Source organism: Ruegeria sp. ABV4_181 (assembly GCF_056158465.1).
Genome location: NZ_JBSWTI010000002.1, coordinates 3,649,387 through 3,667,095 on the forward strand (window position 1 = coordinate 3,649,387; position 17,709 = coordinate 3,667,095).

Consider the following 17,709-nt stretch of genomic DNA (forward strand, 5'->3'; position numbering starts at 1 on the left):
CGTGACCTGAATCGTTATTACGACTCACCTGATATCAAGGGGATTTGACATGCCCAAGGAAGAATGGGGCGTTAAGCGCGTTTGCCCGACAACCGGCAAGCGGTTTTACGACCTGAACAAGGACCCGATCATCAGCCCCTACACTGGCGAGATCGTGGAGCTTGAAACCGGCAAAAGCCGGATGATCGCCGCAGATGCGGAGGACGCCGCCTCGGCCAAAGCGCGTAAAGACGCTTCGGATGAGGATCTGGTTCTGGACGATGACGACAACGTCGATGTCGATCTGGATGATGATCTGTTGGACGATGACGCCGACGACAATGACAATGTCTCGCTGGACGACATCACCGATATGTCGTCGGAAGACGAGAGCTGATACCGGTCAGAGGCGGCCCTGCGCCGCCTCGAACCACCTTCGGACCGGGGCGGGAAAGTTTTTGGCGATTTCCATTTTTTGGACTTGCACTTGCCGCCGCCGTCTCATAAACGTCCGTCCACTGCTTCGGCAGTCCCTGGATGGGGCCTTAGCTCAGTTGGGAGAGCGCTTGCATGGCATGCAAGAGGTCAGGGGTTCGACTCCCCTAGGCTCCACCAAATCCCTAATCGTCGACTTTGCTTAAGTTTATGTCTGTGTTTGCAAAATACGGCTATTGACCAGTCGTAAGCAGGCGTCGGAACGGTCATTTGCTGTCATCTGCTGGCCGAAAGAAATTCTACACGACTACTTGAATAGATGTCTCAAACGAGACATCTATGTCTCATGTCAAGAATTCGACCAGATACCCGTGACGCCATCGTGGAAGCCGCGTTCGAGGTTTTCTCGGAACGTCCGACCGCCTCGCTGAGCGATGTCGCAGACCGCGCGGGCGTGGGGCGGGCGACGTTGCACAGGTATTTTCCGGGCCGTCCTGAGTTGATGCGCGCGCTGGCTTCAATAGCGCTTGCCGAGCTGGAGGAGGCGGTCCGCATCGCAACGTCGGGGGCACAAAGCTATGCCGAAGGATTTCGGCTGTCCCTGTTCGCCATTGTCCCGCTGGCAAACCGTCAGTGGTTTCTTGCCAACGAAGGGCAAGAGGCGGATCCGGACATCGCGGCGGCCTATGCAGAAAGCCGCGCCCAGCTATTGCAGGACATAGAACAGGCCAAGGCCGAAGGCGCTTTCGACGCGCATGTCCCGACCCTCTGGATCGCCGAGGCTTATGAAAACCTCATCTATGCGGCCTGGTCCATGGTGCGATCAGGCGATGCCACCCCGAAACAAGCAGCAGAACTTGCCTGGCGGACGTTGTCGTCCGGTCTGAACGGAGGCCCCTCATGAATCTTGAAGGTCTGACATCACAAATAGACGACGCCTTTTTTCTGATCGGCGCTGCGATCCTGCTGGTTGAAATAGCCGAAATGGCGTTCAAGCGCGAATTCCGGGCGCGCACCTTTGGCGAGATGCTGGTCAGCGCATCCACGCAGATACCCTATGTATTAATCGAAACCTTTATCTTGACCGGCGCATATGGCCTGTACTGGATCGTTGCGCAAATCCTGCCATGGTCCATCCCGGTCACGTGGTGGAGCCTGGCGCTGGTCGTGCTGCTGGCTGACATTACCTATTACTGGGAACACCGCATTGCCCATGAGGTCAGGATTTTGTGGACGCAACACGCGGTTCACCATTCATCACGGGATATGAACATCGTCACCGGAATCCGGTTTGGCCCGCTGGAAGGGGTCTGGTCCCTGATCGCCCATTTGCCGCTTGCCTTTCTGGGTTTTGCACCCGAGGCGATCATTTTCGGCGTCGTTGCCGTGTTGGCGTACCAAACCTGGCTGCACACCGAACTGATCGGCAAACTTGGACCGCTGGAATGGGTGCTGAACACACCGTCGCATCACCGGGTCCATCACGGCAGCGACGACAAATATCTCGACCGGAATTACGGCGGCATCCTGATCGTCTGGGACCGGCTGTGGCACACATTCCAGGCCGAGGAAGAAACGCCGCGCTACGGGCTGACGCGGGACTTCGACAGCCGCAACCCAGTCAAGGTCTGGTTTTCGGAATGGCCGCAGCTTTTCCGCGATATCAAATCGGCGAAATCACCCGGCGAGGCCTTGGGCTATCTCTTCAAACCGCCCGGATGGGAGCCGAAACGCTGACAGCCACAAGGTGCACGCAACGGTATCACTTTTCCGACGGGTCGCTTTCGGCGTAATCGCGCAGCCCCTCGACATCCGAGATCTCGGCGTGGTTTCGGTCGATCCTCACGCCGACCGACTTCAGCCGGGAAAAGGCCCGGCTCAGGCTTTCCGGTTTCATGCCCAGACGTCCGGCGATCAGCATCTTGTCATAGGGCAGTTCCACCTCGCAGCCATCGGTTTCCGTGTCGCACAGGTTCAGCAGGAACTCAGCGACCCGCTGCGCCCCGGTCTGGGCCTTGAGCTGTTCGAGCTGGGCAACCAGAGAGTGCAGATGCGTGAAGGTCGCCGCAAGGATGGACACGCCGATCTCCGGGTCGCGCCGCATCAGCGACAGCAAAACCGGGCTGGGAATATGCATCAGGTCACAGGCTGAAACGGCCTCGGCCGACACCGGATAAGGGACGTTGCGCAACGCCACCGCTTCGCCAAAGCTTTCGCCGCGGGTAAAGACGCTGACCACGGCTTCGGCTCCGGTCGGCGACATGCGGAACAGCTTGACCCACCCGGACAGAACCACGTGGACGGCCTTGGCTTCTTCCTCTTGCAGGAAAATCGTTTCCCCGCGGTCGTATTGCCGCCAGATGGCATGGCTCAGCAATTCTTCGACATGCTGTTCGGGCAAGCTCTTGAGCAACAGCGACTGTCGGGCAATCGCTTTTTGTGCCTCATGCGCCATTCAGGTCCCCTCTTCCCCGGTCCATGTTCTGACCGGTACATCCTTCGGGCCCAGCCTATGCCAAAGCTGCCTTCGCTGCACCAGCCTTTTCCTGCCCCAACTTGACAATAGTCATGTCCCCGGCCCGCCCACGCGCCTAATCTCTGCCAAAGCCAGTAATCCGGGGAGCCAGAAAGATGGACTACGAGCGATTTTTCACCCAGAGCCTGGACGCATTGAAGGACGAGGGAAATTACCGCGTTTTCATCGACCTGCAACGGCGCTGCGGATCATTCCCGAACGCATGTCAGACCGACGGGCCGGTGCAGCGCGATGTCCGGATCTGGTGTTCCAACGACTATCTGGGCATGGGGCAGCACCCCGCCGTAATCTCTGCCATGCATGACGCGCTGGATCGTTGCGGCGCCGGCGCGGGCGGTACCCGCAACATCTCGGGCACCACCCATGACCATGTTCTGCTTGAGGGTGAACTGGCGGATCTGCACGGCAAAGAGGCCGCGTTGCTGTTCACCTCCGGCTATGTTTCGAACTGGGCGGCGCTGGGAACGCTGGCCGCGAAAATCCCCGGCCTGATCGTGTTTTCGGACGCGCTGAACCATGCGTCGATGATCGAAGGCATCCGGCATTCGCGGGCGCAAAAGGTGATCTGGAAGCATAATGATCTGGCGGATCTGGAGGCGAAACTGGCCGCGGCCGACCCCGATGCCCCTAAGATGATCGCCTTTGAATCGGTCTATTCGATGGATGGCGATATCGCCCCGATCAAGGAAATCTGCGATCTGGCGGACAAATATGGCGCCATGACCTATCTGGATGAGGTCCACGCCGTTGGCCTTTATGGCCCGCGTGGCGGCGGGATTGCCGAACGCGAAGGGCTGATGGACCGGCTGACCGTCATCGAAGGCACGCTGGGTAAGGCCTTTGGCGTCGTCGGCGGATATATCGCAGCGTCCGCCGCGCTGTGCGATTTCGTGCGCAGCTTTGCCAGCGGCTTCATCTTTACCACGGCGCTGCCGCCCTCGATCGCGGCAGGGGCCGCCGCCTCGATCCGGCATCTGAAACAGTCGAAAACCGAGCGTGATCTGCAAAAGACCCGTGTGGCACAGGTACGTGCCCGACTGGACGCCGAAGGCATCCCGCATCTGCCCAACCCCAGCCACATCATCCCGGTGATGGTGGGCGACCCGGTGAAATGCAAATTCATCTCGGACACGCTGCTTGAGGAATTCGGCATCTACATCCAGCCGATCAACTACCCCACGGTTCCGAAAGGGACCGAGCGTCTGCGCATCACGCCCTCACCGGTCCACACAGCCGAAGACATCGACCATCTGGTCGGCGCGCTGTCGACGCTATGGCAACGGTGTCAGATCGCCCGGATGCCGATGGCTGCGCAATAAGGCGAAGGTCCCAGGTAGGAAAAATACGGCCGCCCTTCGGGGCGGTTTTTCTTTGTCAGATCAGGTAGAGCCCATAAATCACCGCTGCAAAGGCGGTCAGAACCATGGTGAACCCCCGCAGCCACGACGGGCTGCGGCTCAGGTCCAGATAATGTGCCAGGATCAACCGGGTCTTGAACAGCGCCAGCAACAGGATACCTGCGCCCAACACCGCGTGGGGCAGATGCAGAAGCGTCAGCGCCGCCGATCCGAGGCTGAGGCCCAGAAGGGCAAGCCAGGCCCGGGTCAATATGCCAGCATGCATTACCTTCACCCCAGCAGGTAGATCACGGGAAACAGCATGATCCAGACCAGATCGACCATGTGCCAGAACTGCGCGCCGGCCTCGATATTTCGGGGGTCGTCGCGCCACGCGACCAGCAGCAGAATAAACACGCCGGCCAGAACATGCGCGGCATGAAAACCCGTCAGTAGATAGTAGAACAGGAAAAACGGGTGCGTTTCATAGCTGATCCCCTGAGCTGCCTTGTCGGCATATTCCACGCCCTTGATGATCAGAAACACCACACCCAGCGCGGCCGCCGCGATCAGCGCCAGACGCGCCGCGCCCACACGGGCCGCCTGCCGCCAGCGCAACGCCTGTGCGGCCAGATAGCCCGATGAGACGAGAACCGCGGTGTTCAGCGCAGCGCCGGTACGGTGCAGATGTGACTGCGCCTCGGCAAAACCCGCCGGGTCGGTCAGACGCACGCCCATGAAAGCGACCATCCCGGCGCCGAAGACCAGAAGCTCCGAGATGATCAGAACCCACATCAACAACTCGCCGGGAAGCTCGTCAATCAGGGACGCGTCGCTCATCCGCCGACCAGTTGGCGATATATCTGCGGCAGGGCCATGGTCAGGCGGTGCGGATCGGGGATGACGGCGAACCCGCCCTGACCGAACATGCGGGGAAACCAGCTTTTGCCGGTTTTATCGACGGTGACGCCAAAAACCGATTGCCCGGCCCGGCGTGCCTCGCGCACCGCTTGCCTTGTGTCTTCGATACCGTGGCGACCTTCGTAATGGTCCAGATCGTTGGGCTTGCCATCTGTGATAACCAGCAGCAGGCGACGCTTGCGCGACTGCGCCGCCAGATCGGCCGAGCAATGCCGGATGGCCGCCCCCAACCGTGTGTAGTGGCCGGGCCGCAACGAGGCGATGCGCTGTTCGACTGTGGTGCCCATCGGCTCATCAAACCGTTTGCAGCGCTGCACATAGACGCGCTGGCGTTTCAGCGAACTGAACGCGTGGATGGCAAAATCGTCGCCGCAGGCATTCAGACCCCAGGCAAGCGCGGCAAGCGCCTCACGCTCAATGTCAATCACCGCGCGACCTGTCACGGCGCTTTCGGTCGAGCGGCTGACATCCAGCAGGATCGACACCGCCAGATCGCGTGCCTCGGGCCGGGATTGCTGCCAGATGCGTTCGTTGCCTTCGCCACAGGCACGACGTTCGGTTTCGGCGCGGACGGCGGCCTCGATGTCCAGTTGATCACCGTCCAGATGGCCTCGGGTCATCACGCGCCCAGGGCGCAGCGCCTCGAACTGCCGTTTGACGGCGCGGATGCGGCGGGCGGTGGCCGGGTCTTTGCCGAACGCGGCGGCATCCTCGCGAAGGTCGGCATCTGACAACAGAACATTGACGTGGTCTGGCAGGTACCGACCAGTCCGCACGTCCCATTCAGGATAGAGGATACGGCCGGACAAACGCTCGCGGTTCACATCCTCGGGCGCAAGGTCCAGATGCAGTTTCAGCTTGGTCGGCGGTGCCTTGGAGATCTGCCCCAACCCGATCTCGTCCTGATCGTCGGCGGCCTTTTTCGCATTGTCGGGATCGTCATCGTCGATGCGCCGATTGATATTCAGGAACTCGGCCCAGCTTAGGATCGCCTCGAATTTATGCAGGATGAAACTGTCACTGCGCGTGGCCTGATCCGATTTTCGGCGGCGGGCGCGGTGAGTCTTCTCTCCGGATTCTTCAGGTGGACCTTCGGTATCGGGGTTTTCGACTTCGTTATGTTCGGAAAATCCGACTGCTCGCAGTTCGGGCCACAGCGGCACCGGACGGAATGGCTGGTAACCGCGCGGTGCAGAAAGGGGCGCGTCCATCGCGCGCATCTCTTCGGCTCTTGGCGACAGGGGGGCGGGATCGCCCAGCACATGGCGGATCAGATCCTCTACCGCGGCCTCGGCGGGTGGCAGGCCGGGAATGTCGCGCTGATGCAACACGCCTTTGCAAAGCTCTGTATAAAGCGGGCGCAGGCCGGGGGCATTGTCGAGCGTCGCGGCCACCATCTTTTGTGCCGCGTTCAGCGCCCGCAGATCAGCGCGCAACGGATCGGATTCATCAATTCGGGTTCCGGCATGGGCCGCAACAGCCGCCAGCCAGACATAAAGCGCGGCGTTGGCCTCACGCGCGGGAAAGACCGCAAGCCGATCGGGCAGGCGCAGCACCTCGCCGTCAAAGGACGCGCGCGGCATCAGTTCCGCTTCGGTCCCCAGCCGCCGGCGCCAGCTTAGGCGGTGGTGTGAAACCTCGGGTGAGACCGGGCGCAATTCAACGCCCGGACTACCCCCAAGTCCCCGAAAGAGGACGGCCAGCCGCCCCGCGACCTGCGAGAGGTCGACCGCGGCTCCATCGTGCACCTGAGGTGCATCGAGGCGGCTGGCAAGGGTGTGCCACAGTTTCCCGATCGTTTCTTCGGGTTCCCATGGCTCAAAATCGATCCTGACCATTGGCTGGCCTCACCCAAAGACAGCCGTGACAAGATCGAGGAGCCCGCGTTTGATATCCTCGTCATCGGTCAGAGGTTCGATCATCGCGGCAAGGATGGCGCGGTCGGTGGACATGCCCTGTGCGATCAGCGTCGCGGCATAGACGACCAGACGGGTGGAAACGCCTTCCTCAAGATCCTGACCCTTGAGCCCGCGCAGCTTGTTCGCCAACCGGATCAGCGGCTTACAACGCTCCAGCGCCAACCCGCTTTCCTGCGCGACGACTTCTGCCTCCATCTCGGGCGACGGGAAGTCGAATTCCAGCGAGATAAAGCGCTGACGGGTCGAGGGTTTCAGGGTTTTCAGGATATTCTGGTATCCGGGGTTATAGGAGGCGACCAGCATGAAGCCGGGGGCGGCCTCAAGCTCTTCGCCGGTGCGGTCGATCGGCAGGATGCGCCGGTCGTCGGTCAGCGGGTGCAGCACGACGGTGACGTCCTTGCGGGCTTCGACCACCTCATCGAGATAGCAGATGGCGCCCTCGCGGACTGCGCGGGTCAGCGGCCCGTCGACCCAGACGGTCTCGCCGCCTTTCAGCAGGTAACGCCCGATCAGGTCAGCGGCCGCCAGATCGTCTTGGCAGGCCACGGTGTAAAGCGGCCGACCGAGGCTGGCGGCCATATGGGCCACAAAGCGGGTCTTGCCGCAGCCTGTCGGCCCTTTCAGCAGGACCGGCAGGTTGTTGGTATAAGCGGCGGCGAACACGTCGCATTCGTCGCCCTGAGGCAGGTAGAAGGGGGCGCTTGCCGCCCCCGTTCCCAGTTGTAAAGAGCCGTCCATTTCCATCACTCCGCGGGGGTTTCAGCTGCGCCCGGTTCGATGATCTCTTTCCGGGGTACCCAGATCGAGTAGATGAACAGCAGCGCACCGATGACCACAACCAGACCAGAGCCGAAGCGCATCCAGTAGAAGATAGCGATCTGGTCCTGCACATCCATGAAGTAGTCACCGACCACACGTTGCATATGCGTCTGCACGGTGCCGCCGAAGGTCAGCACGAAGGTCATGAAGACCATGCCGCTGGTCATCAGCCAGAACGACCCCATGTTCAGAACCTGATTATACGGGTCACGGTTTTTCAGGATCGGCATGGCATAGGTGAAGATCGCCAGGTTGAGGCAGACATAGGCACCGTAGAAAGCCAGGTGGCCGTGGGCTGCCGTGATCTGCGTGCCGTGGGTATAGTAGTTTACCCCGTGCAGCGTATGCAGGAAGCCCCAGACACCGGCACCGAAGAAGGCCAGTGTGGCACAGCCCAGCGACCACAGCAGCGCCGCTTTGTTGGGGTGGTCCCGGCGGCCCTTCCAGACCATGACGAAGGCAAAGGCCATCATCGCAAAGAACGGGATCACCTCAAGGCTTGAGAAGATCGAACCGATCCACTGCCAGTACGCAGGCGTACCGATCCAGTAATAGTGGTGACCGGTGCCAAGGATGCCTGAGAACAGCGCGGCGGCGACGATGACATAAAGCCACTTCTCGACGACCTCACGGTCTACACCTGTCAGCTTCAGCATGAGGTAGGCCAGGATCGAGGCCATGATCAATTCCCAAACGCCTTCGACCCACAGGTGGACGACATACCACCAGTATTGCTTGTCCAAAGACAGGTTGCCCGGGTTGTAGAAGGCGAACAGGAACAGCAATGCCAGACCCCACAGACCCAACAGCAGGATGTTGGTGATGGCGGTTTTCTTACCCTTCAGAACGGTCATCGACACGTTGTAAAGGAAGATCAGCGCGGCCACGACGATGCCCGCCTTGACCCATTTCGGCTGCTCAAGAAACTCGCGCCCCTCCTTGCCCAGCAACCAGTTCCCTTCGAACAGGTTGAACGTATAGGTCAGCACCACGCCCAGCGTACCGACCACGAGAATGATCAGCTGCAGATAGGCCAGCTTGGTCGAGTGGATCTCGCGCTCGGCCTCTTCCGGGATCAGGAAGTACGCGGCGCCGAAGAAGCCAAGGATCAGCCAGACGATCAGCGCATTGGTGTGCAGCATCCGCACGATGTTGAACGGCAGCAGTTCGCTGACGAAATTGGGGGACACATAAATCCAGCCTGCCAGCAGACCGCCCAGCACCTGGATCGCGAACAGCGCCATAGCTACCGCAAAGTAGGCATAGGCGATTTTTTGGGATTCGTATTTCATTGCTCCGTTCCCTTCTCAGCCCGCCTCGTTGGGCGGCCAGTCCTGAGCGTCGATATTGTCCGTCCAGATCAGAAAGTTGGTCAGGTCGCGGATTTCTTCGTCGCTGAGGTTGAAATTGGGCATCTGCCGGCGACCGGGAATGCCGGTCGGTTGCGCCTCCATCCAGCCCTTGAGGGCTTCGAAGGCCGATTCCGGGTCGTCCAGCACGCCCCAACGGGTCATCACGTTGCCCACTTCGGGAGCGAAGTATGCGCCTTCACCCAGAATCGTGTGGCAGTTGATACAGGCGTGTTTTTCCCAGACGTGTTTGCCCCGCACCACGCTGTCATCGAGTTTCGCCGCATTTTCGGAGTTCACGATATACAGGTGGGAATGGGCCGACAGGGCCAGGAATATGAGGATAAAGAACAGTGACCCGCCATAAAAAATGTTGCGAGCCATGCTCTTGGTCATGACTTCTCGCATTGCGCTCTCCTTTGCGCAGATTAGCTTGCCGGGTCAGCATGGCGGCCGCTGCGCGGCACTGCCTTAACGAAAGTCAAGACGGGCCAAGCGAAGTCATTTCACCCGGCGCGGGGCGCCCGCGGTCCGGTCAGCGCGGGCCACATGGCGATCAGATAGAGGGCAAAGGCGCCAATCCACAGCCCATCCGACACCAGCATCGCCACCAGATAGCCCGCGTTCAGGTCCGCGCCGATCCAGCGCGACAGGGCAGCAATGGCCATCAGCCCATAAGCCACGACCATCGGCCCCGGCGCCACCAGCGCGCGGCCACTGTGGCCGAGCGCGGCGCGGCTCATGACCGCAAGGGTCATACCGCCCACGCAGCCAATACCCAGGACATGCAGGGCGGCGACTTCGTTGCCAAAGCCGACCACCGCCAGCCCCCACAGAACCAGGCCCAGCGCCAGCATGCCCAGACCCAGATGCAGCGCGAGCAGGATCGGCTGCCGCAACGTCCAGCGCGCACGCCAGCGGGCCATGCGCAGAACCTGCAGAATGCCCAGTACCAGCGCCGCCATCCCGGCGGCCGGGTGCATGCCCAGAACCAGTATGATCAGCGGCAGGGCCAGGGCCAGAACCATGCCCGCCTTGTCCAGCGCGGCCACTGAGACAGGCCAATCCGCCTCGGGCGCTCCGGCGCGCTTCATGGCATTGCGGGTAAAGGCCGGCGTGATCCGCCCGCCCAGAATGGCGATCATCGCACAAAGCGTCAGCAGCCCGGCGCGCAGCCCCGTCTGCAATGTGTCATCCGTGACCCCCATCCATTCCAAATGGGTCAGCAGGTCGGCAACCCAGATGAAAGTCAGGAGCAACAGGAAAATCATGTTCTGAGGTTTCGGGCGGCGGATCAGTTGAGTGGCGATCTTGGCGGCCAGAATTGGCACAAAGGCAAGATCGATCACAGCCACCAGAAGCGGCGGCAACATTCCCGAAAACCACATCGCCATCCGCCCCGCCAGCCACAGACCGGCGGCCAGAGTTATGAATCGCGCGCGCGCGTCCGGCGCGCCGGTCCAGTTCGGTACGGCGGTCAGAAAGAACCCGCCCAGCGCGGCGGTGGCATACCCAAAGATCATCTCATGCGCATGCCACATGGGCGGTGCCATGCCATAATCCGGGGTCATGTAGGGCACCGTCAGCCACAGCCCCCAGACCAGCCCGACAAACAGGCCGTAAAGTCCTGCGGAGAGGAAGAAAACACGAAACCCCTCACCAAAAATCCGGGTGATGACTGCGGCCATGGCTGCTCTCCTTATCGTTTCCTCTGCCCTAGCAACCCGGATGCGCCCGCGACTTAACCAAAATCAAACCGACCGGAAAATATGACCCTGAAACACAGATTTTCTGTCCGGTTTTTCAGCGTTTTTTCCCGCCCGCGCCACGATTTGCACCCCCTGTGTTGACTTTGGTCAAGGAGTGTACCGCGGCGATGTCTCACCCTCGCAAATGCCTCACCACGCAAATGGAGAGTGATCATGTCACTTGGAATCAGCTACAACAAAACCGGCCGCGCCTTTGGGGTCGGTTTGGCGATGTTGCTGGGCAGCGTCGCCGCACCAGCCCTCGCCGAAGAGCCAACCCTCAGCAAGGAAGCCTTTGAATTGTCCAAACAACTGTACTTTGAACGCTGCGCCGGCTGTCACGGTGTGCTGCGCAAAGGGGCGACCGGTAAAAGCCTTGAACCCTTGGTGGAAACCAAGAATGCCGATGGAACCGTAACCGAGTCCGGCACCCTGAAACTGGGACAGGAACGGCTTGAAAAAATTATCGCCTGGGGGACCGAAGGCGGGATGAACAACTTCTCGGACGTGATGTCCGAGGACGAGATCCGCGATATGGCGACCTACATCCAGATGGAACCGCCGAAACCGCCGGAAATGTCGCTTGAGCAGATGATGGCGACCCGCAAGGTCTATGTCGAACCTGAAGATTACCCGACCGAGCCGCTGCATGGCCGCAACTGGGAAAATTTCTTCGTGGTTATCGAGCGTGACGTGGGCAAGGTGGCTGTGATCGACGGCGACACCAAGGAGGTGCTGGCGCATATCCCGACAGGCTACGCTGTGCACGTTCTGAAAGCGTCCGAGCACCACAAGCTGGAAGAGCCGGAAAACCCGGGCCGCTTCTGGTACACCATGGGCCGCGACGGCAAGATGACCAAGATCGACCTGTGGCAGGACCCCGAGAACATGCTGGTTGCCGAGGTCACCATTGGCTATGACGCCCGCGACGTGGCCGTATCGGGTGACGGCAAATACGTGATCGGCGGGGCCTATTGGCCGCCGCATTTCGCCATCGTCGACGCCGAAACCATGGAGCCGAAAAAGGTCGTTTCGACCCGCGGCTACAATGTGGACGGGGACTATGTGGAAGAGGCCCGCGTGGCCGCCATCTACACGACCCCGAACGAGCCCACATGGATCGTGGCTGTCAAGGAACTCGGTCAGCTCTGGCAGGTGGATTACTCCGACCTGGACAACCTGCGGATCGACAAGATCGACAGCGCCAAATTCCTGCATGACGGGTTCTTCGATCCAACCGGCCGCTACTTCCAGATCGCCGCAAACGCGTCGAACAAGATGGTCGTGGTCGATACCGAGACCCATAAGCTGGAAGCTCTGATCGACACTGCGCCGCTGCCGCACCCCGGCCCGGGCGCCAACTGGGATGACCCGAATTGCGGCCCGGTTGCCGGTACAACCCACCTGGGTGAAGGCACGGTCACCGTTTGGGGCAACGACCCCGAAGGTCGCCCGGACGACGCCTGGAAGGTCTGCTTTGAGGTTGAAACCGACGGACCCGGTCTGTTCATCCGGACACACCCGGAATCGGATTACATCTGGGCCGACCAGACCAAGCACCCCGAGCCTGAGATCCAGCAATCGGTGCAGGTCATCGACAAGGCAACCGGTGAGATCGTGAAAACGATCCAGATCACCGAAGAGGAAGGCAACGTCGCCGTCCACTTCGAGTTCAACCAGGACGGTTCCGAGGTCTGGGTTTCCAAGTGGAACCGCTCGACCTCGAAAGAGGCGAATGGTGAGATCGTGATCTTCGACGCCAAGACGCTGGAAGAGATCGGCCGCGTGAAGGGTCTGTTTGCCCCGACCGGCAAGTTCAACGTCTACAACCGTTCGAACCACGTCACCTGACGCAAGTTGCGCCAACTTCGGAAAGGGCGGGCCCCTCGCCCGCCCTTTCCCCGTTTTCCCCATCAGCCAAACGCGCCGGCCTGACAAGCCGCGCCAGTCAAGACAGCCAAACGGAGCCCGGATATGACCTCCGAACCGGATAAAAAACCACCAATCTGGCGCCGGTATTTCCTGTGGGGAATGCCCGTGGCCGGCATCGCCGCGGCCTTTGCAGGCGGCATCATCTTCTGGGGCGGGTTCAACACCGCCATGGAAGCCACCAACACCAAGGAATTCTGCGTCTCGTGCCACGAGATGCGCGATTTCGTCTTCGAGGAATACACCGGCACGATCCACGACGTGAACCGGTCCGGCGTGGGCGCGGTATGTTCCGATTGCCACGTGCCCAAGGACTGGACCCACAAGATGATCCGCAAGATCAAGGCGTCCAAAGAGCTCTATGGCAAAATGGTCGGATCCATCAACACGCGTGAGAAATTCGAAGCCAAGCGCGTGCATCTGGCCATGAATGAGTGGGAACGGATGAAAGCCACCGACTCGCGCGAATGCCGCAACTGCCACGATTTCGAATCGATGATGCCCGAGTTTCAGAAACCCCGCGCGCGCCAGCAGCACCTGAACGCGATGACGGTTGGCCAAACCTGTATTGACTGCCACAAGGGGATTGCACACTCGGATGCGCGTGACCGGGCCGACGAAGAGTATCTGGAAAAGCTAGAAGCACCGAACCCGGCCTTTATCCGTGAAATTCCGGCCGAATACATGGCCAGCCTTGAACGGATCGAAGCCAAGGAAGCCGCCGAGGCCGAAACTGAGAAAGCCGCCCGCGCGGCTCAGCAAGAGGCCGTGCAGGCCCAGATCGCAGCCGCTGTTGACGCCGCCGTTGCTGAAGAACGTGCCAAGGCCGCCGGCGAAGAAGCCGCCGCACCTGCGGGTGGCGGAGGCAGCGATGTCGGAGCGGATATCGATTGGAACGCCGTTGCCAGCGCCGATCTGAAACTGTTCTACCCCGGGCAGGCTTCGTTTGAGTGGGTCCAGAACGGTAAATTGCATGGCGGGGCCCGTCCGCTGACCAAGGGTGGTGACCAATGCACCACCTGCCATGCCAAGGAACTTGACACGATCGGCAACAAGATCGTTGCGGGTGGTGATCTTGAGCCCACGCCGATCCCCGGCAAACGCGGTGTCATCGACGCAACCGTTCAGGCGGCGCATGATGACGAGAACCTGTACATCCGTCTGCAATGGCCGGATGCGGGCCATAACCCTGCCCCGTTTGTTGATGGTGGCAAGATGGACCCCGACAACCAGATCAAGGTTGCCATGATGATCACCGGCACCGGGATCGAGATGGGTGATCAGGTGGGCTGCTGGGCCTCGTGCCACGCCGACAACAGCTACATGCCCTTTGATCCGGGCGCCGACGCGATCGCCGCAAATGGCGATTTCACTGGCCGCATGGCAGCTCAGGACACGGTGACCAAGTACATCAGCGAAAGCCGTACTGAGATTGAAACCCGCGGTCGCCGCGGTAAGCCGCTGGGTGGCTGGGACAAGTTGCAGGCTGCCGAACAGATTGAGCAGTACCTGGCCGACGGCACCTATCTGGACCTGATGCGCGTCTATGCCGATGGCAGCGCCACCAACGGCTATCTGCTGGAACAGCGCGTGGTGAATGACGGTGAAATCGCCGCCTCGGCCAGCCTGTCCGGCGGTATGTGGACCGTGGTCTTTACCCGGCCACTGAACTCCGGCGCGCCCGGTGATGTGCCGCTGGAGCCGGGTCAGACCTACACCGTCGGCTTCGCCATCCACGACGACTTTGCCGCCGCGCGGTTCCACCATGTGACGCTGGACACCAGCCTGGCGCTGGATGACGACGCGGCCTTTATCAACGTGGTGAAACAGTAACGGAGGGGGCCGGATGATCCGGCCCTCACCCTTTTCGGAACGGAGATTTAGACGATGAAACCCCACCGCCTTCTTCCTGTCCTGCTATTACTGGCGGCCCCGGCATGGGCAGATGATGCCGCCGAGATTTGCGCCGAAGCCGAGGCGCGTTACGTCGAGCTGTTCGGTCAGCCATCCTCGGCCGTAGAGGACGCCGAAGTGGTGCTCATGTACAAATACAACTTCTGCCCGTTCGAGCTGACCGTGAAGGCCGGCACTACGGTCCGCTGGGTAAATGTCGACAAACGCACCAGCCATTCGGTCCTGCTGAAAGACGGCAGCGAACCCGAAAGCGACCGGCTGTTCCCCGAAGAAACGGTTGATCTGACCTTCCTTACACCCGGTCCGCAGGACTATCTGTGCGGGCCGCATTGGGAAACGCAGAACATGATCGGAATGATCACTGTCGAACCCTGAGCCGGGGCAGGACATACAGGCAGGACAAAGGGGCGCGGGGCAAATCCCGCGCTCCTTAACTTATGTCAAGGAGGTTGATTTGCGATTGCGCCAACCTGCCCCCATGACACGCCCGGTTCACCCAGCAACGTCCTGTAATCGCGCCGGATTTATACTGCGGGCCCGGGTTCCGAAAGCATTCAGAACAAGCGAGTTTGCAAGATGAGCGGTAAGGTTTTCCTGATTGGTGCCGGCCCCGGCGACCCCGAGCTGATGACCCTGCGCGCCCTGCGCATGCTGCAGGAAGCCGATGTGGTGGTTTATGACCGGCTGGTCTCGGATGACATCCTCGCCATGCACGCGGAAAACGCGCGGCTAATCCCGGTTGGCAAGGCTCCGAAATGCCACACCGTTCCGCAGGACCGGATCAACGAGATTTTGCTGGAGGAGGCCCGCGCCGGTCACACCGTGGCGCGTCTTAAAGGTGGCGATCCGATGATCTTTGGCCGCGGCTCGGAAGAAGCCGCCTATCTGACGGATCGGGGAATCGCTGTCGAATACGCGCCGGGGATCACCGCCGCGCAAGGCGCATCCTGTTCCACCGGCGTGCCGCTGACCCATCGCGGACTCGCGACATCGGTCCAATATGTCACCGGCCATCGTCAGGCCGACAAGGTTCTGGATCTGGACTGGAAGCGTCTGGCCGACCCGGAATTGACCCTCGTGGTCTATATGGGCGTCGCCAATATCGGCCAGATCGCGATGGGGCTGATGACCGAGAACCTGCCCGGCGCGACGCCGGTACTGGCGGTCGGAAACGCCACCACACCGGACGAGCGACGGGTTGTCTCGCGGCTCGACCAACTGGCGGCCGATGTGCGCGAGGCCGGGTTGAAGGCGCCCACATTATTCATCATCGGGCAGGTCGTCTCGCTCTACGCAGAACGGCCTGTTGCAGAACTTTTGGAGCAGGCGCATGGCTAGCGTCACGCACACATACAGCGGGCGGCCGGGCTGGACCGCGCATGCGGTTCTGACAACCGCCGTGTTGGTGGCCACGTCGGCCTTTGCCGCAGACGCCATCGACCCCGGTGCCCTGAAACGCCTTGTGCATCAGGACTGCGGTTCCTGCCACGGGCTCTCGCTGAAAGGTGGGCTTGGCCCGGATCTGCGTTCCCAATCCCTGCAGCATTACGACCCCGACATCCTGACCGGTGTGATCCTCGACGGCATTCCCGACACGGCGATGCCCCCGTGGCGACCGCTGATCAGCGAAGAAGAGGCCGAGTGGATCGCCCGTTACCTGCTGGAACAGGAGGCAAAATGAAACAGATCGTTCTTGGCCTTGCGGCCGCATTGATGATGACAACGGCTAGCGCTGAACCTACCGCAACCGGGGATCTGGGGCTGGTGATCGAACGGGCCACGGGCTCGGTCCTGCTGGTCGACCAGTCTGACCGGGCGGCACTGGCGCGGATCGAAGGGCTGGGCGATCTGTCCCATGCCTCGTTGGTCTATTCGCCGGATGAACGTTTTGCCTATGTGTTCGGGCGCGACGGCGGGCTGACCAAGGTAGACATCGTCACCCGCCAGATCGCGGGGCGCGTGGTGCAGGCCGGTAACGCCATCGGTGGCGCGATTTCGGACGATGGTAAGCTGGTTGCGGTGTCAAATTACGAACCCGGCGGCGTGCGGGTCTTTGATGCGGATACGCTTGAGATGGTCGCAGACATCCCCACGGGCGGAAAAACCATCGGTCTGGTCGACGCGCCCGGCCGCAGGTTCGTGTTCACCATGTGGGACTCGGGTGAAACCTGGATTGCCGATTTCGCCGCGGGCGCGCCCGAGATCACGAAAATTCCGGACATGGGCAAAAACCCCTATGACGCGCTGATCACCGCCAATGGCCGCACCTATATCACCGGGTTGTTTGGCGAGGACGGTCTGACCGCGCTGGACCTGTGGTCCGACAGCCCTGAACCGATCCGGGTGCTGCCCGATTACGGCCGCGGGCAAGACGAAATGCCCGTCTACAAAATGCCTCACCTTGAAGGCTGGGCGCTGACCGGGCGCGAGTTTGTCCTGCCCGCCGTCGGCCATCACGAGGTTCTGTGGATCGACGCCGACACGCTGCACGAAACCGGGCGCACCAAGACCCACGGCCAGCCGGTCTTTGCCATGGCCCGACCCGATGGGCGGCAGGTCTGGGTGAATTTCGCCCATCCGCTGAACGACACGATTCAGGTGATCGATTCAGTGACCAAACAGGTCATCCACGAATTTAAACCCGGCCCCGCCGTTCTGCATATGGAGTTCACGCCCCGCGGGCATGAGGTCTGGATCAGCGTGCGCGATGCCGGAAAGGTTATGATTTACGACACGCAAACATTTGAAAAATTGCGCGAAATCGAAGCGGACAGCCCATCCGGCATCTTCTTTACCGCTCGGGCGCACAGAACGGGGCTGTAA

18 protein-coding genes and 1 tRNA gene are annotated in these 17,709 nt (G+C 61.0%); 11 read left to right on the forward strand and 8 right to left on the reverse strand.

Going from position 1 to position 17,709, the window contains the following annotated elements; all coding sequences use genetic code 11:
* Window positions 1-49: 49 nt before the first annotated feature.
* The 4 genes from ACXAC3_RS18255 to ACXAC3_RS18270 all read left to right on the forward strand — a co-directional run bounded on the left by ACXAC3_RS18255 (window position 50) and on the right by ACXAC3_RS18270 (window position 2,151).
* Window positions 50-376 carry a TIGR02300 family protein gene (locus ACXAC3_RS18255; protein WP_475163220.1) on the forward strand — a complete coding sequence of 109 codons (327 nt, stop codon included), beginning with the start codon at window positions 50-52 and terminating at the stop codon, window positions 374-376.
* Window positions 377-518: 142 nt separating this feature from the next.
* Window positions 519-594, forward strand: a tRNA-Ala gene (locus ACXAC3_RS18260).
* 166 nt (window positions 595-760) lie between these two features.
* On the forward strand, window positions 761-1,318 hold the full coding sequence (locus ACXAC3_RS18265; RefSeq protein ID WP_475163222.1) for a TetR/AcrR family transcriptional regulator: 558 nt from the start codon (window positions 761-763) through the stop codon (window positions 1,316-1,318).
* Window positions 1,315-2,151: a sterol desaturase family protein gene (locus ACXAC3_RS18270; protein ID WP_475163224.1), complete on the forward strand. Its 837-nt coding sequence runs from the start codon at window positions 1,315-1,317 to the stop codon at window positions 2,149-2,151. Before ACXAC3_RS18265 ends, ACXAC3_RS18270 begins: the two co-directional genes overlap by 4 nt.
* Before the next feature lie 25 nt (window positions 2,152-2,176).
* Here the strand turns inward: ACXAC3_RS18270 and ACXAC3_RS18275 are convergent, their stop codons facing one another.
* Window positions 2,177-2,869, reverse strand: coding sequence for a Crp/Fnr family transcriptional regulator (locus tag ACXAC3_RS18275; protein ID WP_475163225.1), 693 nt, complete (start codon window positions 2,867-2,869; stop codon window positions 2,177-2,179).
* Window positions 2,870-3,045: 176 nt separating this feature from the next.
* Between ACXAC3_RS18275 and hemA the strand changes: the two genes are divergently transcribed.
* Window positions 3,046-4,269, forward strand: a complete 1,224-nt coding sequence (gene hemA, locus ACXAC3_RS18280) for a 5-aminolevulinate synthase (protein ID WP_475163226.1) — start codon at window positions 3,046-3,048, stop codon at window positions 4,267-4,269.
* Window positions 4,270-4,324: 55 nt separating this feature from the next.
* Here the strand turns inward: hemA and ACXAC3_RS18285 are convergent, their stop codons facing one another.
* The 7 genes from ACXAC3_RS18285 to ACXAC3_RS18315 all read right to left on the reverse strand — a co-directional run bounded on the left by ACXAC3_RS18285 (window position 4,325) and on the right by ACXAC3_RS18315 (window position 10,983).
* On the reverse strand, window positions 4,325-4,573 hold the full coding sequence (locus ACXAC3_RS18285) for a cytochrome C oxidase subunit IV family protein (protein WP_475163228.1): 249 nt from the start codon (window positions 4,571-4,573) through the stop codon (window positions 4,325-4,327).
* Window positions 4,574-4,578: 5 nt separating this feature from the next.
* On the reverse strand, window positions 4,579-5,127 hold the full coding sequence (locus tag ACXAC3_RS18290; protein ID WP_475163230.1) for a cytochrome c oxidase subunit 3: 549 nt from the start codon (window positions 5,125-5,127) through the stop codon (window positions 4,579-4,581).
* The gene (locus ACXAC3_RS18295; protein ID WP_475163233.1) at window positions 5,124-7,046 is read right to left on the reverse strand and encodes a nitric oxide reductase activation protein NorD; all 1,923 of its coding nucleotides are present in this window, start codon (window positions 7,044-7,046) and stop codon (window positions 5,124-5,126) included. The genes ACXAC3_RS18290 and ACXAC3_RS18295 overlap by 4 nt, the downstream gene beginning before the upstream one ends.
* Before the next feature lie 9 nt (window positions 7,047-7,055).
* On the reverse strand, window positions 7,056-7,865 hold the full coding sequence (locus tag ACXAC3_RS18300) for an AAA family ATPase (protein WP_475163236.1): 810 nt from the start codon (window positions 7,863-7,865) through the stop codon (window positions 7,056-7,058).
* A gap of 5 nt (window positions 7,866-7,870) precedes the next feature.
* Window positions 7,871-9,238, reverse strand: a complete 1,368-nt coding sequence (locus ACXAC3_RS18305; RefSeq protein ID WP_475163238.1) for a cbb3-type cytochrome c oxidase subunit I — start codon at window positions 9,236-9,238, stop codon at window positions 7,871-7,873.
* A 15-nt stretch (window positions 9,239-9,253) separates the two neighbouring features.
* A complete protein-coding gene (locus tag ACXAC3_RS18310) occupies window positions 9,254-9,703 on the reverse strand; it encodes a c-type cytochrome (RefSeq protein WP_475163240.1) in 450 nt (149 codons plus the stop codon).
* 98 nt (window positions 9,704-9,801) lie between these two features.
* Window positions 9,802-10,983, reverse strand: coding sequence for an NnrS family protein (locus tag ACXAC3_RS18315; RefSeq protein ID WP_475163242.1), 1,182 nt, complete (start codon window positions 10,981-10,983; stop codon window positions 9,802-9,804).
* A gap of 234 nt (window positions 10,984-11,217) precedes the next feature.
* Between ACXAC3_RS18315 and ACXAC3_RS18320 the strand changes: the two genes are divergently transcribed.
* From ACXAC3_RS18320 to ACXAC3_RS18345, 6 genes are all read left to right on the forward strand, one after another.
* Entirely contained in the window at window positions 11,218-12,894 is a 1,677-nt protein-coding gene (locus tag ACXAC3_RS18320; RefSeq protein WP_475163247.1) for a cytochrome D1 domain-containing protein, read from the forward strand.
* A gap of 123 nt (window positions 12,895-13,017) precedes the next feature.
* Window positions 13,018-14,805, forward strand: a complete 1,788-nt coding sequence (locus ACXAC3_RS18325) for a NapC/NirT family cytochrome c (RefSeq protein ID WP_475163249.1) — start codon at window positions 13,018-13,020, stop codon at window positions 14,803-14,805.
* Window positions 14,806-14,859: 54 nt separating this feature from the next.
* A complete protein-coding gene (locus tag ACXAC3_RS18330; RefSeq protein ID WP_475163250.1) occupies window positions 14,860-15,261 on the forward strand; it encodes a cupredoxin domain-containing protein in 402 nt (133 codons plus the stop codon).
* A 201-nt stretch (window positions 15,262-15,462) separates the two neighbouring features.
* The gene (cobA, locus tag ACXAC3_RS18335; RefSeq protein WP_475163252.1) at window positions 15,463-16,224 is read left to right on the forward strand and encodes a uroporphyrinogen-III C-methyltransferase; all 762 of its coding nucleotides are present in this window, start codon (window positions 15,463-15,465) and stop codon (window positions 16,222-16,224) included.
* Window positions 16,217-16,567 carry a c-type cytochrome gene (locus ACXAC3_RS18340; RefSeq protein ID WP_475163254.1) on the forward strand — a complete coding sequence of 117 codons (351 nt, stop codon included), beginning with the start codon at window positions 16,217-16,219 and terminating at the stop codon, window positions 16,565-16,567. Before cobA ends, ACXAC3_RS18340 begins: the two co-directional genes overlap by 8 nt.
* Window positions 16,564-17,709, forward strand: a complete 1,146-nt coding sequence (locus tag ACXAC3_RS18345) for a cytochrome D1 domain-containing protein (RefSeq protein ID WP_475163255.1) — start codon at window positions 16,564-16,566, stop codon at window positions 17,707-17,709. Before ACXAC3_RS18340 ends, ACXAC3_RS18345 begins: the two co-directional genes overlap by 4 nt.

What these genes read in the sequence shown, in the direction of transcription:
- ACXAC3_RS18285 (WP_475163228.1), bottom strand. Translation starts at nt 4,573, where the DNA reads ATGCATGCTGGCATATTGACCCGGGCCTGGCTTGCCCTTCTGGGCCTC.
- ACXAC3_RS18255 (WP_475163220.1), top strand. Translation starts at nt 50, where the DNA reads ATGCCCAAGGAAGAATGGGGCGTTAAGCGCGTTTGCCCGACAACCGGC.
- cobA (WP_475163252.1), top strand. Translation starts at nt 15,463, where the DNA reads ATGAGCGGTAAGGTTTTCCTGATTGGTGCCGGCCCCGGCGACCCCGAG.
- ACXAC3_RS18345 (WP_475163255.1), top strand. Translation starts at nt 16,564, where the DNA reads ATGAAACAGATCGTTCTTGGCCTTGCGGCCGCATTGATGATGACAACG.
- ACXAC3_RS18275 (WP_475163225.1), bottom strand. Translation starts at nt 2,869, where the DNA reads ATGGCGCATGAGGCACAAAAAGCGATTGCCCGACAGTCGCTGTTGCTC.
- ACXAC3_RS18320 (WP_475163247.1), top strand. Translation starts at nt 11,218, where the DNA reads ATGTCACTTGGAATCAGCTACAACAAAACCGGCCGCGCCTTTGGGGTC.
- ACXAC3_RS18290 (WP_475163230.1), bottom strand. Translation starts at nt 5,127, where the DNA reads ATGAGCGACGCGTCCCTGATTGACGAGCTTCCCGGCGAGTTGTTGATG.
- ACXAC3_RS18310 (WP_475163240.1), bottom strand. Translation starts at nt 9,703, where the DNA reads ATGCGAGAAGTCATGACCAAGAGCATGGCTCGCAACATTTTTTATGGC.
- ACXAC3_RS18340 (WP_475163254.1), top strand. Translation starts at nt 16,217, where the DNA reads ATGGCTAGCGTCACGCACACATACAGCGGGCGGCCGGGCTGGACCGCG.
- ACXAC3_RS18305 (WP_475163238.1), bottom strand. Translation starts at nt 9,238, where the DNA reads ATGAAATACGAATCCCAAAAAATCGCCTATGCCTACTTTGCGGTAGCT.
- ACXAC3_RS18330 (WP_475163250.1), top strand. Translation starts at nt 14,860, where the DNA reads ATGAAACCCCACCGCCTTCTTCCTGTCCTGCTATTACTGGCGGCCCCG.
- ACXAC3_RS18265 (WP_475163222.1), top strand. Translation starts at nt 761, where the DNA reads ATGTCAAGAATTCGACCAGATACCCGTGACGCCATCGTGGAAGCCGCG.
- ACXAC3_RS18295 (WP_475163233.1), bottom strand. Translation starts at nt 7,046, where the DNA reads ATGGTCAGGATCGATTTTGAGCCATGGGAACCCGAAGAAACGATCGGG.
- ACXAC3_RS18315 (WP_475163242.1), bottom strand. Translation starts at nt 10,983, where the DNA reads ATGGCCGCAGTCATCACCCGGATTTTTGGTGAGGGGTTTCGTGTTTTC.
- ACXAC3_RS18300 (WP_475163236.1), bottom strand. Translation starts at nt 7,865, where the DNA reads ATGGACGGCTCTTTACAACTGGGAACGGGGGCGGCAAGCGCCCCCTTC.
- hemA (WP_475163226.1), top strand. Translation starts at nt 3,046, where the DNA reads ATGGACTACGAGCGATTTTTCACCCAGAGCCTGGACGCATTGAAGGAC.
- ACXAC3_RS18325 (WP_475163249.1), top strand. Translation starts at nt 13,018, where the DNA reads ATGACCTCCGAACCGGATAAAAAACCACCAATCTGGCGCCGGTATTTC.
- ACXAC3_RS18270 (WP_475163224.1), top strand. Translation starts at nt 1,315, where the DNA reads ATGAATCTTGAAGGTCTGACATCACAAATAGACGACGCCTTTTTTCTG.